Annotated in this window: 12 protein-coding genes; all 12 read left to right on the top strand. The window is 49.3% G+C overall.

All coding sequences use genetic code 11. The annotated features are described in order from the left end of the window. The first annotated feature begins 1 nt into the window (after position 1). The 12 genes from AC4IFB_RS04270 (at position 2) to AC4IFB_RS04215 (ending at position 14058) form a co-directional block, all read left to right on the top strand. Positions 2 to 820, top strand: coding sequence for a phosphatidate cytidylyltransferase (locus AC4IFB_RS04270; RefSeq protein ID WP_490778311.1), 819 nt, complete (start codon positions 2 to 4; stop codon positions 818 to 820). Further along, positions 820 to 2016, top strand: coding sequence for a 1-deoxy-D-xylulose-5-phosphate reductoisomerase (ispC, locus tag AC4IFB_RS04265; RefSeq protein ID WP_490778373.1), 1197 nt, complete (start codon positions 820 to 822; stop codon positions 2014 to 2016). The genes AC4IFB_RS04270 and ispC overlap by 1 nt, the downstream gene beginning before the upstream one ends. Before the next feature lie 9 nt (positions 2017 to 2025). Continuing rightward, positions 2026 to 3396: an RIP metalloprotease RseP gene (rseP, locus tag AC4IFB_RS04260; RefSeq protein ID WP_490778310.1), complete on the top strand. Its 1371-nt coding sequence runs from the start codon at positions 2026 to 2028 to the stop codon at positions 3394 to 3396. A gap of 148 nt (positions 3397 to 3544) precedes the next feature. Next, positions 3545 to 5836: an outer membrane protein assembly factor BamA gene (gene bamA / locus AC4IFB_RS04255; RefSeq protein ID WP_490778309.1), complete on the top strand. Its 2292-nt coding sequence runs from the start codon at positions 3545 to 3547 to the stop codon at positions 5834 to 5836. A 22-nt stretch (positions 5837 to 5858) separates the two neighbouring features. Further along, positions 5859 to 6374: an OmpH/Skp family outer membrane protein gene (locus AC4IFB_RS04250; protein WP_490778308.1), complete on the top strand. Its 516-nt coding sequence runs from the start codon at positions 5859 to 5861 to the stop codon at positions 6372 to 6374. Positions 6375 to 6390: 16 nt separating this feature from the next. Continuing rightward, entirely contained in the window at positions 6391 to 7428 is a 1038-nt protein-coding gene (lpxD, locus tag AC4IFB_RS04245) for a UDP-3-O-(3-hydroxymyristoyl)glucosamine N-acyltransferase (protein WP_490778307.1), read from the top strand. A gap of 34 nt (positions 7429 to 7462) precedes the next feature. Then, positions 7463 to 7903 carry a 3-hydroxyacyl-ACP dehydratase FabZ gene (fabZ, locus tag AC4IFB_RS04240; RefSeq protein WP_490778372.1) on the top strand — a complete coding sequence of 147 codons (441 nt, stop codon included), beginning with the start codon at positions 7463 to 7465 and terminating at the stop codon, positions 7901 to 7903. Beyond that, positions 7876 to 8670, top strand: a complete 795-nt coding sequence (gene lpxA, locus AC4IFB_RS04235) for an acyl-ACP--UDP-N-acetylglucosamine O-acyltransferase (protein WP_490778306.1) — start codon at positions 7876 to 7878, stop codon at positions 8668 to 8670. Before fabZ ends, lpxA begins: the two co-directional genes overlap by 28 nt. 35 nt (positions 8671 to 8705) lie before the next feature. Then, positions 8706 to 9875 carry a lipid-A-disaccharide synthase gene (gene lpxB, locus AC4IFB_RS04230; RefSeq protein ID WP_490778305.1) on the top strand — a complete coding sequence of 390 codons (1170 nt, stop codon included), beginning with the start codon at positions 8706 to 8708 and terminating at the stop codon, positions 9873 to 9875. Positions 9876 to 9978: 103 nt separating this feature from the next. Then, positions 9979 to 11604 carry an acyl-CoA ligase (AMP-forming), exosortase A system-associated gene (locus AC4IFB_RS04225; protein ID WP_490778304.1) on the top strand — a complete coding sequence of 542 codons (1626 nt, stop codon included), beginning with the start codon at positions 9979 to 9981 and terminating at the stop codon, positions 11602 to 11604. Between the two features lie 35 nt (positions 11605 to 11639). Then, on the top strand, positions 11640 to 12230 hold the full coding sequence (rnhB, locus tag AC4IFB_RS04220) for a ribonuclease HII (RefSeq protein WP_490779471.1): 591 nt from the start codon (positions 11640 to 11642) through the stop codon (positions 12228 to 12230). Between the two features lie 571 nt (positions 12231 to 12801). Then, positions 12802 to 14058: a cyclic di-GMP phosphodiesterase gene (locus AC4IFB_RS04215; RefSeq protein ID WP_490779470.1), complete on the top strand. Its 1257-nt coding sequence runs from the start codon at positions 12802 to 12804 to the stop codon at positions 14056 to 14058. The last annotated feature ends 218 nt before the right edge of the window (positions 14059 to 14276 follow it).

The following is a 14276-nucleotide window of genomic DNA, read 5'->3' as shown; positions in this document are numbered from 1 at the left end:
TATGCTAAAACAGCGTGTTATCACCGCATTGATTCTGGCACCACTGGTGATTTCGGCAGTGTTGTTTTTACCTACGGTTTACGTTGCACTGTTCCTGGCTGTTGTGGTTGGGGTAGGCAGTCGGGAGTGGGCCAGGTTGAGTGGGATGAAACAGCTGCCGCAACAGATAGCCTACACTCTGTTGATGCTTTCACTCATGCTCTGCTGCTATCTCTATCTACCTGCATCCTGGATACCCATTATCATGGCAGGTGCTGTGCTGTGGTGGTGTTTTATACTATTGCGTATTGTTCGCTATAAGGCTGATCAGGAACCCTCCAGCAACAGACTGATCAAGGCCGCGGAAGGGGTTATCGTACTGCTCCCGTCCTGGATCGCCTTGATAACAATGCATCGAATTCCCGACTATGGCCCCGGTTTGCTGTTGTTTGTATTGATGATGATCTGGGGTGCAGATGTTGGGGCCTATTTTGCAGGACATCGTTGGGGGCGCAACAAATTGGCCCCGGAAGTCAGTCCCGGAAAGACGAGGGAAGGCGTATATGGGGCTTTGGCGAGTGCGTTTTTATTCGGTTTCATCCTGATATGGTTGTTGGATGCTGGCTGGGTCACCGCACCCCTGCTACTGATGCTCTGTCTGATTACGATGCTATCTTCGGTGGTTGGGGATCTGTTTGAAAGCGTGCTCAAACGACAGAGTGGTATGAAGGACAGTGGCACACTGCTGCCGGGACATGGTGGTATGCTGGATCGAATAGACAGCCTGACTGCCGCAGCACCTCTATTCCTGTTCGGCCTGATCCTGCTTGGGGAAGCATGATGAAAGGTTTAACCATCCTTGGTTCGACCGGATCGATCGGTATCAGTACTCTGGATGTAGTTGCCCGACACCCGGATAAATATAGGGTAGTCGCTTTGACCGCCAACAGTGATGTGCAGGGGCTGCTAGGTCAATGTGAGCAGTTTCGTCCTGAAATCGCAGTAATGGCGGATCAGCAGTCAGCCAATCAATTGGCAAAAGCCTTGAATGAGCGAGGCCTGACAACCGAAGTTCTATCCGGCGTGAGGGGATTGGAGATTGCGGCTGCCATGCCTCAGGCAAACTGGGTTATGGCCGCAATTGTCGGCGCAGCAGGGTTGTTGCCAGCATTGGCTGCAGTTAGAGCCGGTAAACGTTTGCTGCTTGCCAATAAGGAAGCCCTGGTGGTTGCTGGTGATCTGTTTATGCAGGAAGTGAAGAGCCATAATGCCCAGATCCTCCCTATAGACAGTGAACACAATGCTCTCTTCCAATGTATGCCTGATGACTATCAGGGTAACCTGACACAATCCGGCATCAAACGTATACTGCTTACCGCATCTGGTGGGCCTTTTCGTACTACACCTCTTGATCTGTTGCATGATGTGACACCCGCTCAGGCCTGTGCTCATCCAAATTGGGATATGGGCAGGAAGATTTCTGTAGATTCAGCCACGATGATGAATAAAGGGCTTGAAGTGATCGAGGCCCACTGGTTGTTCAGGGCCAAGACGGATAAGATAAAAGTTGTTTTACACCCACAAAGTGTAATCCACTCGATGGTCGAATATATCGATGGTTCGGTGCTTGCCCAGCTAGGCCAGCCCGATATGCGTACCCCCATCGCCCACGCCCTCGCCTGGCCAGAGAGGGTTGAATCCGGAGTGTCCAGTCTCGATCTCTTTCAAATTGGCCGCCTCGACTTTGAAGAGCCTGATCTAGACCGGTTTCCCTGTCTAGGTTTGGCCTATCAGGCAATCGATAGTGGCGGTACTGCCTGCGCTGTTTTGAACGCTGCAAATGAGATTGCGGTCGATGCCTTTTTAAATGAGCGCTTGGGCTTTACGGCAATCGCAGAGGTTGTAGAGGAGACACTTCAGTTGCAACCAGTAGAACAGGTAAAGGATCTGGATAGCCTGCTTGATGCGGATCGTAAGGCGCGGGTTACCGCGGAACAAGTTGTACAAAATAGGGTCTCAAGCTGCGGTATCGGCTGAATAGACATTATGAATTCACTACTCTTCACCATCGTCTCATTTATTCTTGCGCTGGCAATTTTGATTGCTGTGCATGAGTTCGGCCATTTTTGGGTGGCTCGCAAACTGGGGGTGAAGGTGCTGCGTTTCTCCATCGGGTTTGGTCGGCCTCTTTGGAAAAAGGTCAGCCCAGTGGATGGTACTGAGTATGTCGTAGCAGCGATTCCTCTTGGTGGATATGTGAAAATGCTCGATGAGAGGGAGGCGCCGGTCCCTGAATCAATGCAAGACCAAGCATTCAACAGGCAGTCACTCGGTGTGCGTAGTGCGATTGTTGTGGCAGGGCCGCTGTTCAATTTTATCTTTGCCATTCTGGCTTTCTGGTTGATATTCGTAACCGGGGATACAGGCCTTAAGCCATTGATTGGAAAGGTTGAAGCGGGTTCTATTGCAGAGCAAAGCGGGTTTGTGGTTGGTGATCAGATTCTTTCGATCGGCGGAGAACCCACCCCGACCTGGGAGAATGTGCTGTATGTGATGTTATCCCAGTCACTCGATCAGGATGCACTCAACATCCGATTGTTGAATCAGCATCAGGATGAACGGCTGATACAACTGCCCAGTGACAATCTGTCTGAACTGGCAGAGGATGGGGGCTTGTTGACCAATTTGGGTTTGACCCCGGATCGGCCAGAAATTCCTCCGATTATAGGTGAAGTGGTTGCTGATGAACCTGCTGAAGCTGCAGGGCTTAAGCCTGGTGATCTGATCGTTCAGGTCGATGATCAGATGATCAGCGATTGGGTAGCCTGGGTCGAATATGTCAGGGAGAGGCCAAATCAGACGATGCGGCTGGTGGTCGATCGAGATGGTGATAGACGTTTTCTTGAAGTGACCCCGAAAACTGTAGCACCTGATGGGGGTGAACCCTATGGCAGAATAGGCGCGGGTGCGCAGAAGTTCCCAGACAGCCTCTGGGATGATTATCGGGCTATCGTGCGCTACGGACCTGTGGATTCCATGGGGCATGCGCTGCAAAAAAGCTGGGATCTTTCAGTGTTGATGCTCAGAATGCTGGGTAAAATGGTCATCGGCGAGGTCTCGGTAAAAAATCTGAGTGGGCCGTTATCGATTGCTGATTCTGCAGGTAAATCAGCAAGTTATGGTATCGTCTACTTCATGAAGTTTCTTGCTGTGGTGAGTATCAGTCTGGGAGTATTGAATCTGTTACCCATCCCTGTATTGGATGGCGGGCATCTCTTCTATTTCCTCATTGAAGCGATTCAGGGCAAGCCATTGTCCGACAGATTCATGGAGCAGGGACAGAAGATTGGGCTGCTCATCCTGCTTGGGGTTATGAGTCTTGCCTTCTATGTGGATTTCAACCGGTTTTTTGGGTAGTCCTGGCAGATGAATCAAAAGGATAGGTCTGTATCCTGAACTAATAAGATAACTTATACTTACGCCCTTTCGAATAATTGCTGATGTTTCGGGGGATTCTGCAAAAAAGCAGTTTAATAATGAACAAACTCTGTTGTATCAAAACATAATGCTATTTTCTTTGCGGATTTTAACCACTCTGTTGCTGCTAGGCGGTGCTCTCTTTCCTCAGCTCGTTTCTGCTTTTATCGTAGAAGATATTCGAGTCGAAGGCTTGCAACGTATCTCTGCAGGTACGGTATTCAACTATCTGCCGGTTAAAACCGGTGATGAGGTAAATGCGGGAAATACTGCCCGGATTATCCGTGCGCTTCACAAAACCGGTTTCTTTCAAGAGATACGCCTGGAACGTGAAGGTGAGGTGTTAATTGTATTCGTCCACGAACGGCCGGCTATCGCAGAGATAAATATCAGTGGCAACAAGGATCTGGATAATGATCGGCTGTTGATGGGCCTTAAGGATATCGGTTTGGCTGAGGGGCGGGTCTTCAAGAGATCCCTGTTAGAACAGGTAGAGCAGGAGCTCAATCGCCAATATTTTGCCCGCGGAAAGTACGGTGTGAAGATCAAATCCACGGTCACACCACTTGAGCGCAATCGGGTAGGGGTGGATATCGAGATCTCTGAAGGTTTGACGGCACGTATCAAGAGTATCAACATCATTGGCAATAAGGCCTACGAAGATGATGATCTGCTCGATGAACTCGAACTGGGGATTCCCGCCTGGTATGCCATCTTCTCGAGTAAGGATAAGTACTCCAAGCAGGCTTTGTCTGGTGATTTGGAGACCTTGCGCTCCTTCTACCTCGATCGGGGATATATCGATTTTAAGATTGAGTCGACCCAGGTCTCCATAACCCCTGATAAGAGGGATATCTACATCACCATAGCGCTCAATGAAGGAGATGTTTTTACCCTCAGCGACATCAAGCTGGCCGGGGATCTTGAGCTGGATGAGGAGGAGCTCTTTCCTTTGATCCGTCTGCGACGGGGAGGGGTTTTCTCCCGCAAACGAGTGACCGCCAGTGCTGAGCGGTTGAATAAAAAATATTCGGATGCCGGTTATGCGTTTGCCAATGTAAACAGCATTCCCGACATCGACAGGGAGAACCGAAAGGTTGCCATCACCTACTTTGTCGATCCTGGAAAAAGGGTCTACGTCCGCTACATCAATATTGTCGGAAATTCCACCACCAGAGATGAGGTGTTGCGACGTGAGATGCGTCAGATGGAATCGGCCTGGTTCTCAGGTGAAAAGACCCGCCTCTCACGAGAGCGTTTGCAACGGTTAGGTTTCTTTAACGAAGTTAATATGGAAACCCCTGCTGTGCCAGGGACCACAGACCTGGTGGATGTCGATCTGAGTGTCACCGAAGCGGCATCAGGCAGTCTCAGCGCCGGTGTTGGTTACTCTGAGACCCAGGGGGTGCTGTTCAACGCCAGTATCAGCCAGAATAATTTTCTTGGTACAGGAAAGCGGGTCAGTGCCGGCTTCGATACCAGTGATGCCACCAAGAAGGTGACTGTTGTCTATACTGATCCCTACTACACCATTGATGGCGTCAGTCAGGGGTATGAGATGAGTTATCGGGAGACCGACTACTCTGAGCTCAATATATCCAGCTACTCTACTGATGTCGGGCGTTTGGGAATCAATTTCGGAATACCGGTAACCGAATATGATCGATTGAAGTTCAGTCTTGCCTATGAGCGTACGAAGTTCTTCGAAGGGTCGTCTCCTTCTGATGAGATCAAATCATTTCTCGAGGAGAATGGCGAGAAATTCTCCGATTTTGAACTGGTCGGCAGCTGGATTCGTGATACCCGTGATCGAGCGATTTTCCCCAATCGGGGCGGGCGCCAGATCTTCTCTGCGGAATTGAACACGCCGGGCAGTGATCTGCAGTACTATCGTTTGAGTTACCGTAATGCGCACTATTTTCCGCTGACTAGCAGCCTGACCTTAAAGTTGAACGGTGAACTGGGTTACGGTGATGGTTACGGAAATAACGACGAGTTACCGTTTTTTCGTAACTTCTACGCTGGTGGCATAGGGTCAGTCAGGTCTTTTGAAGAGAATACCCTCGGTCCCAAAGATTCCCAGGATGACGCACTGGGAGCAAATGCTAGAATCGTGGGTCAGATGGAGTTACTGTTTCCCGTCTTTGGTGACGATTTCAAGGATACAGTGCGTGCCGGTATGTTTGTTGATGTCGGCAATGTATTTGATCTGGCGAATAACGAAGAGATTAAGTGGGATGGATTTAGAGCTTCTACCGGTCTAATGTTATCCTGGTTTTCTCCGGTAGGTGCACTCTCTTTCAGCTTGGGCTATCCGCTAAAAGAGGAAGAGGGTGATAAGACTAAATCGCTGCAATTCAGAATTGGTAGCGGATTCTAAAAATTAATTAGGGAGTTGATGGGTGAACTCATTACGAATATTTCTAGTTGCTTTGATACTGGTTGTGTCTGCTTCGAGCAGTGCCTACGCCGAGGAGTATCGCATCGCATTTGTAAATGCCACAAAAGTTTTTGAAGAATCACCACAGTATAAGACGGCTAGAGAGCGGTTGCAGACAGAATTTTCCCGCAGGGAGAAAGACCTTCTGGCATCGCAAAAGCAACTTAAACAACTGGAAGAGAAGCTACAGCGAGATGGTTCGGTAATGAGCGAATCAGAGGTGAAGCGCTTGGAGCGGGATATTCTCAGCCGTAGCCGAAAGTTAAAAAATGCACAGACCGAATTTCGTGAGGATCTGAATCTACGCCAGAATGAGGAGTTCAAAAAGCTCCGTCAGCAGGTTCGTGAGGTGATTCAGGAAGTGGGTAAGAGTGAAAATATCGACTTGATCGTCTCAGATGGTGTGGTCTATTTCAGTAAAAAGATCGATATATCTGAGAAGGTGTTAGAAAAGCTCCGCAACAGAACAGCTGAATAGGTTTGGGTTAGTAGACTTGTCGAATCGACTTGGAGATATCGCTGAAGCGATCGGGGCCGAGCTTCGCGGAGACCCGGATCTGCGAATAGATGGCGTTGCTACCCTGCAGAGTGCAAGCTCAGGCCAGTTGAGTTTTCTCAGCAATAAGGCATACCGTCGCTACCTCAATGAGACGGGTGCCTCAGCAGTGATTCTGTCTGAAGATGCGGCGATGGACTGTCCAGCGGCATCGCTGATTACTGATAATCCATATCTGGCCTATGCTCGGGCAGCAACCATACTTTTTCCTGTCGCGGAAACCAAAACAGGTATAGCAGAATCGGCGGTTGTGGCGGAATCGGCGCAGATTGATGGTAGCGCTACAATTGGCGCTTGTTCTGTTATTGGTGAGAGAGTCCGCATTGGGGCAGATGTTGTCATCGGGCCAGGCAGTGTGATCGAGTCCGATTGTGAGATTGGCCAACAGACCCGGCTAGTCGCTCGGGTAACCCTCTGTCACCGGACCCGCATAGGTGCTCGCTGTTTGATACATCCCGGTGCCGTACTTGGTGCGGATGGGTTTGGTTTGGCAAACGATCAGGGTAGATGGATCAAAGTGCCGCAACTGGGACGGGTGTGGATTGGTGATGAGGTGGAGATTGGTGCCAATACCACAGTTGACCGGGGCGCACTGGAAGATACGATTCTGCATGATGGGGTCAAGCTGGATAATATGGTAATGATCGCGCACAACGTCGAGGTCGGTGAACATACAGCAATGGCCGGCTGTTCCGGAATTGCTGGTTCAACGAAAGTAGGTAGCTACTGTACTGTCGGCGGCCAAACCGGTCTGGCAGGGCATTTGACGATAGGTGATAATGTGCATTTTTCCGGGGCGGCCCTGGTATCGCGCTCATTCACCGAGCCAGGCTATTACAGTGGCAATCTGCCTGCCATGGAAAATGGCGCATGGCGTAAGATGATTGCCAGACTCAGGCATCTCGATGAGATGGCCAAAGATCTGAAATTTCTAAAAAAAGCGGTGAAGACACTCACCGGAGAGTCATTCAAATGAGAAGCATGAGTCATGGGAGGGTAGTTTGATCGCTATGGACATCAACAAGGTGCTGAGCCTGCTGCCGCACCGTTATCCTTTTCTGCTCATAGACCGGGTCATGGAATATGAAAAAGATACCCGATTGCGTGCGCTTAAGAATGTTACCTATAACGAGCCGTTTTTTAATGGACACTTTCCGATTCAACCGGTTATGCCGGGTGTGCTGATTGTAGAGGCGATGGCTCAGGCAACAGGTCTTTTGGCCATGGAGTCTAATCCTGAAACCGTCAATGAGACCACCATCTACCTGTTTGTCGGTATTGATAAGGCACGTTTTAAACAGCAGGTCGAACCAGGCGATCAACTGATCATTGATGTTTTTCGGAATAAGTTGAAACGGGGTATTGGTTTCTTTACCTGCTCAGCTACTGTGGATGGCAGAACCGTAGCCACTGCAGAGATCATGTGTACTGCCAGGGAGATAGGCAGCTGATCGATTCACGCGCAGTTATTGATCCGAAAGCGGAATTGCAAGAGGGGGTCAGTGTCGGACCTTTTTCAATTATCGGTGCGGATGTGAGCATTGCCGCTGGAACGGTGATTGGTCCTCATGTGGTAGTCAACGGGCCGACCCGAATCGGTAAAGATAACCGTATCTATCAGTTTGCGTCAGTTGGAGAAGATCCTCAGGATAAAAAATATGCTGGTGAACCGACTCTTCTGGAGATTGGTGACCGCAATGTGGTGAGAGAGTTTGCGACGCTTCATCGGGGTACCGTTCAGGATCAGAGCATTACCCGCATCGGCAACGATAATCTTTTGATGGCCTATATTCATGTTGCACACGATTGCATATTGGGTGACAACGTCATACTCGCCAATGCCGCCTCACTGGGTGGGCATGTGGAGATTGGTGACTATGCTATTCTCGGCGGATTCACCAAAGTTCATCAATTTTGCCGCATCGGTGCTCACAGCTTTTCCGGCATGGGGTCTGCGATCAATATGGATCTTCCGCCCTATTTCATGGCCGCAGGACAGCCCACCAAACCTCATGGGATCAATCGTGAAGGGTTGAGTCGGAGAGGGTTCAGTCCGGAGGCAATAAAGCAGATTAAGCGGGCTTACAAAATTATCTATCACTCGGGACAGCGCCTGGAAGCGGCGCGGGAAGAGGTTGAAAAGTTGGCCTCAGATACTCCGGAATTGCGAATTCTGTCGGAATTTCTTTCCCATAGTGGTCGTGGCATCCTGCGATAACACCTTTTCACAACAAGTATTCAGAGCACTCTCTGATGCAGCCAAATAGATCACAACATAGCAAACGAATTGGCATCATTGTTAATGAGGTGTCAGGTGATCAACTGGCTGCAGCATTGATCGAGGCACTACAGGAAAAATCCCCTGAGATGGTTTTTGAAGGGATGACTGGGCCGTTGATGGAAGCGGCAGGTTGTCGCTCTCTGGCAACCATGGACCCGGTAATGGGATTGGTTGAAGTGCTGGGTCATCTGCCAGGATTGTTAAAAACCAGACGCCAATTGGTGGATCACTTTCTCAAGCATCCACCTGATCTGGTACTGGGTATTGATGCCCCCGATTTCAATCTGGCGCTGGAAACTCAGCTTAAGAGGGCTGGCGTTACCACCGCCCACTGGGTCAGCCCAACAGTCTGGGCCTGGCGCCAGGGGCGGGTCAAAAAGTTACGTCAAGCGGTTGATCTTATGCTCTGTATCTTCGATTTCGAAGTGGATTTTTTAAAACAGCATCAAGTACCTGCAGCCTATGTGGGGCATCCACTGGCAGATCAGATACCACTACAGCCCAGGAACCCTGGTGAAGTGAGAGAGCAACTGGGATTAGATGCCACGAAACCGGTAATTGCGCTTCTGCCTGGCAGTCGCATGAGTGAAGTAAGCCGACTGGCTTTGCCATTTGTTGAAACTGCTGTTTGGTTAAAACGGCAGCAGCCAGAGCTACAGTTTGTTGCTCCCATGGTTAACCAGAAGATTAAACAGGCATTCAGCGATGCGATAAAGGGACAATCTTCTGAGATCTCTGTAAAACTATTGGATGGTCAGCCCAGAGAGGCGATTGGCGCGGCAGATGTTGTGTTGACAGCGTCTGGTACTGCTACACTCGAGACTCTACTGTTAAAAAAACCGATGGTTGTAGCTTATCGTGTGTCGCCACTAACAGCTTGGTTGATACGGCGATTCAAGCTTCTGAAGACGCCTTATGTGGCGATCGCTAATCTGTTGAGTGAACGTATGCTGGCACCAGAATTTCTTCAGGAGGCGTGCCAGGCTGAGACCATGGGGCAAGCTTTGATTGATCTGCTTAATGACCCTCAGCAGCGAGAAGATATCGCACTGAGTTACCATAAGATCCATCAGCATCTGAAACAGGATGCTGCCTCAAGAGCCGCTGAAATGATCCTTCAACTGATTGAGTCTGGACAATGAAAAAATTTCAAATACCTATGCAATTAGACAGGCTCCATTTTTTTTGCTCTGATGCAAGATGAGTATTTTAAAATATCGAATGTAAGGAAACATACTTTATTCAATGGCTGCGCTACTACATGAACTGATATTCGAGTCTGCCAATCGCTCGCCGGATCAGTGCGCCCTTCAATACAAAGAGTGCTCACACATTTATAGTGAATTGGCCAGAGAGGTCGAGCTGTTTGCCAGCTCCCTGATGACTATCGGCATCGAAAAATCAGATCGGGTGGCAATCTACCTGCCAAAATGTCTTGAGAATGTGGTTTCGATTTTTGGCACAGTAGCCGCCGGGGCGATTTTTGTACCAGTCAACCCGGTACTGAAACCCCATCAGGTGGCTCATATACTGCAGGATTGTGATGCAAAATTATTGATAACCACTTGCGGCAAATATAGAGCATTGAACGGCGATCTTGGAAAGCCGGTTCAACTCAGTAATTTGGTGTTGATCGATGATTGCAAGAGTCGAAGGAGTAGCACAGATGTGCAGAGACTCTATTCCTGGCATACTTTTCTGCAATTGGGGCAGCTCAACGCACTGCCTCGAATCAATGAATCTGATATAGCAGCACTTCTTTATACCTCTGGTAGTACCGGACAGCCCAAGGGGGTAGTTCTCAGCCACCAAAACATGGTGACAGGGGCGAAGAGTGTTGCGCAATACCTGAACAATTGCGCTTCTGACCGGATTTTGGTCGTACTTCCCCTCAGTTTCGACTACGGCGTCAGCCAACTGACCACCGCCTTTCTGGTTGGTGCTACTGCAGTATTGATTAACTATCTACTACCAATGGAAGTGTTGAACACCTTGGTAAAAGAGAAGATTACCGGCCTTGCTGCAGTCCCCCCACTTTGGAATTCTCTGGTAGAGCAGAGCTGGCCTCCAGAGATTGCTAAGTATCTAAGATATGTCACCAGCTCAGGTGGTGTTGTACCTGTAGAGACCACTGAGCAGTTGCAACGAAACCTTCCGGATACAGATATCTATCTGATGTATGGACTGACCGAGGCCTTTCGTTCAACCTACCTGCCTCCCGATCAGGTGGCGGCTCGTCCGACTTCAATGGGTATTGCGATTCCAAATGCTGAAGTGATGGTGTTGAAACCTGATGGCACTCCCTGTGGTACAGATGAGCCAGGAGAGTTGGTTCATCGCGGCCCATTGGTATCCCTCGGATATTGGAACGATCAAGATGAAGCAGCTCAACGATTTAGGCCTGTTCCCAATGGGAGAGATGACTCTGCTGATCGGGAGTTGGCGGTTTGGTCTGGGGATATCGTCAAGCAGGATAGTGAAGGTTATCTCTATTTTATCGGCCGAGAGGATGATCAGATTAAAACCTCGGGATATCGTGTCAGTCCGAATGAGATTGAAGCGATTTTTCATGCAACCGGGCTGGTGAATGAGGTTGTGGCCTTGGGGCTTCCACATCCCAAACTCGGACACTCCATTGCCTTGATCGTGGTGCCACACAAAGGGATAAAAGTTTCTGAGGATGAGTTGATAAATGCCTGTAAAAAGAGATTAACCAGCTATATGATTCCCAGCCTGGTGATATTCCGCTCGACTGTTCCTACCAATCCAAATGGAAAAATTGATCGTAAATTATTGGCCAAGGAGCTTGTGGCTACCCTCTCTGAGGATATTCTGAAGAGAGAGAGTTGGCAGCCGGATGCCAACCAATAATCTTGTCTGACTATGAGTGATAATCAAAGTAAATCATGAGTTCAAAACAGAGCAAACAGATAATTCAGTTGGTGGCAGGTGTTGATGAAGTAGGCAGGGGGCCATTAGCCGGACCAGTGGTTGCAGCTGCGGTTATATTGCATCCTGACAGGCCAATTCAGGGCCTTGCAGACTCAAAAAAGCTGAGCGAAAAACGACGGGAAGCACTCGATATTGTAATTCGAGAACAGGCCTACTGTTGGTCCCTGGGGCGTGCCGAGGTAGAAGAGATAGATAAGATCAATATTCTACAAGCGAGTCTGTTGGCAATGAAACGGGCTGTAGAAGGTTTATCAGTTGTACCACATCAGGCACTAGTTGATGGTAAACATCTACCCATCTTAGCGTGTCCTGCAGAGGCCGTTATCGGAGGCGACAGTAGTGTTGCAGAGATCAGTGCTGCCTCGATCATCGCCAAAGTTGCCAGGGACAGGGAGATGGTAGAGTTGGATGCACAATATCCAGGTTATGGATTGGCAAAGCACAAAGGCTACCCAACCAAGCAACATCTGGCTGGTCTTGATGATCATGGGGTAACACCGATCCACCGCCGCTCTTTTGGGCCGGTAAAACGTCTGTTGGGCTGAACAAGGCAAGATGTTGAGGCCTCTGCTGCCATGCCGTTATCTTAAGCGGGAGGGGTCGGAGTCGAAAGCTTCCCTAGCGTGAGTCACCTCGAAACAGCACAAGTGCATATCTCTAGCAGACCAATCCGTTCTCGATTCGACTCCGACCCCGGAGATAGTTGAGTCTCCCTATCTGCCATCTGTCGGGATTGTCAGGATGACGTTTTATCCGTACTGTTCGTTCAGCAATGGTGGTGAATTCTGAGGTTTCAGCGGACTGAGCTACGCCTGCTTTCGCAGAATTGGGGGCGACACAGGCTATAACGCGACTAATACCATCCAATAGGGCTAGCGAATTGTTTCTCGCTTCCCAAAATCTCTCAGCAAATCAGATTGGATTCCCGAGGTGGCCATACCTAGTTGTGAGGGAACAAAAAACCATATTACGGAACATGTCACTTGATACTATAGTCATAACAGGCCACATCCCCACAATGGTTGGTTGGCGCCCTTCGTAAATAGTTGCTTTACTTGTGGCGCCCATATATGACTATTCAAGCCACTCTCAGAACCCCGGAGCAGTTATTAAAAGATGTCGGATAAGACTATCCATAAAGACCAACTTTGCATAGGTTTGTATATCCACTTGGATCTTCCATGGATGAAGCATCCTTTTATGACCAGTAGCTTCAAGATCCGCTCTCAGAAGCAGTTGAATACTTTACGCAGTCTCAAGTTGACTTCATTACAGTTCGATCCCGATAAAAGTGATACCCAGCCACTTCCACTTGTCGAGGCCACTGCAGAAGAAGAGCTGGTCCAGGATAGTGCCGAAGATGCGCTCTGGGAGGAAAAACGCAAGCGTATTAAGGTGCTTAAAGCGCGTCGCAGCAAACTCAACCAGACAGCCGGTCGCTATGAAAAGTCGGTTGATTCGGTGCGCAAGCTGATGGGGGTGCTATTCGCCACACCGGAACAGGCTATACGTGTGGCGGATGAGGTGATTGGGGATATGGTTGTCGGTCTCACGGAAGACACTGAAGTCACCATGCAGTTAGTTAGTCTGAAGGGCAAGAACGAGAGCAGTTACTACCACTCACTGAATGTAACCGCTTTGTCGCTGGTATTGGGCCGAAAGTTGGGACTGGATGCCAGAAAGCTGCATGTGTTGGGACTTGGCGCTCTGTTTCATGACCTGGGTCACCAGCGAATCCCAAGCCAGATTCTGCTCAAGAAGGAACCCCTAACTGAGGTCGAAGAAAAGATCTATCAGCGTCACACCTTACTGGGAGTCGAGATGGCGAAAAAGATCGGAACGCTGCCTGAGGAGGCTGTCGCCATCATCGGACAGCATCATGAGCGACTGGACGGCAGCGGCTATCCGAAGGGTCTGAAACATGAAGTCGGGATGCTGTCACGCATCGTTGCGGTCGTCGATCATTATGACGAGTTGTGTAACCATGCGGATCCTAATCGTTCACTTTCGCCCTATGAAGCGGTATCGCTGATGTACAGTAAGGAGCGGGGTAAATACGATTCATCTATCCTTACAGCCTTTATCAGCAATCTGGGAGTTTACCCCCCAGGGACCGTAGTGCGACTCTCAGACCAGCGCATTGCATGCGTGGTTACCATCAATCATGAAGAACTCCTTAAACCGAATGTGTTGGTGTATGATCCGGAGATTCCAAAAGAGGAGGCTCTGATCTTGGATCTTATGGAGGAAGATCTGAGTGTCAGCGAGAGTTGCCGTCGTTCCGAATTGTCCCCAACCGTACTCAACTATCTTAATCTTTCAGAATATGTCACTTACTACTTTGATCAGGTCGGCGATTCTGGAACGACCTGATAGGGCTGGGGAGGTATCGAGGTATAGGAGGTATAGGTAGGAGGTATAGGGACAGCCACAGGAGGTATAGGGACAGCCACCATTTAGTAGGGAGGTATAGGGACAGCCACCATTTGAAAAGAGCATTCAGGTGCGTTAAAGTCAGGCGATACAAGGAATGTAACTAAGCCAAGGAGCCGGCGATGACGATATCGCGCAAGCAACAGATCTGTCTTGAT

The organism is Candidatus Thiodiazotropha sp. AKIB8 (genome assembly GCF_058244675.1).
Note: the sequence above shows the minus strand (reverse complement) of the source record. Positions and strands in the feature narration are given on the sequence as shown.

Bases quoted from the DNA above. Each gene is read 5' to 3' on its own strand.
- AC4IFB_RS04270 (WP_490778311.1), top strand. From the start codon at position 2: ATGCTAAAACAGCGTGTTATCACCGCATTGATTCTGGCACCACTGGTG.
- ispC (WP_490778373.1), top strand. From the start codon at position 820: ATGAAAGGTTTAACCATCCTTGGTTCGACCGGATCGATCGGTATCAGT.
- rseP (WP_490778310.1), top strand. From the start codon at position 2,026: ATGAATTCACTACTCTTCACCATCGTCTCATTTATTCTTGCGCTGGCA.
- bamA (WP_490778309.1), top strand. From the start codon at position 3,545: ATGCTATTTTCTTTGCGGATTTTAACCACTCTGTTGCTGCTAGGCGGT.
- fabZ (WP_490778372.1), top strand. From the start codon at position 7,463: ATGGACATCAACAAGGTGCTGAGCCTGCTGCCGCACCGTTATCCTTTT.
- lpxB (WP_490778305.1), top strand. From the start codon at position 8,706: ATGCAGCCAAATAGATCACAACATAGCAAACGAATTGGCATCATTGTT.
- AC4IFB_RS04225 (WP_490778304.1), top strand. From the start codon at position 9,979: ATGGCTGCGCTACTACATGAACTGATATTCGAGTCTGCCAATCGCTCG.
- rnhB (WP_490779471.1), top strand. From the start codon at position 11,640: ATGAGTTCAAAACAGAGCAAACAGATAATTCAGTTGGTGGCAGGTGTT.
- AC4IFB_RS04215 (WP_490779470.1), top strand. From the start codon at position 12,802: ATGTCGGATAAGACTATCCATAAAGACCAACTTTGCATAGGTTTGTAT.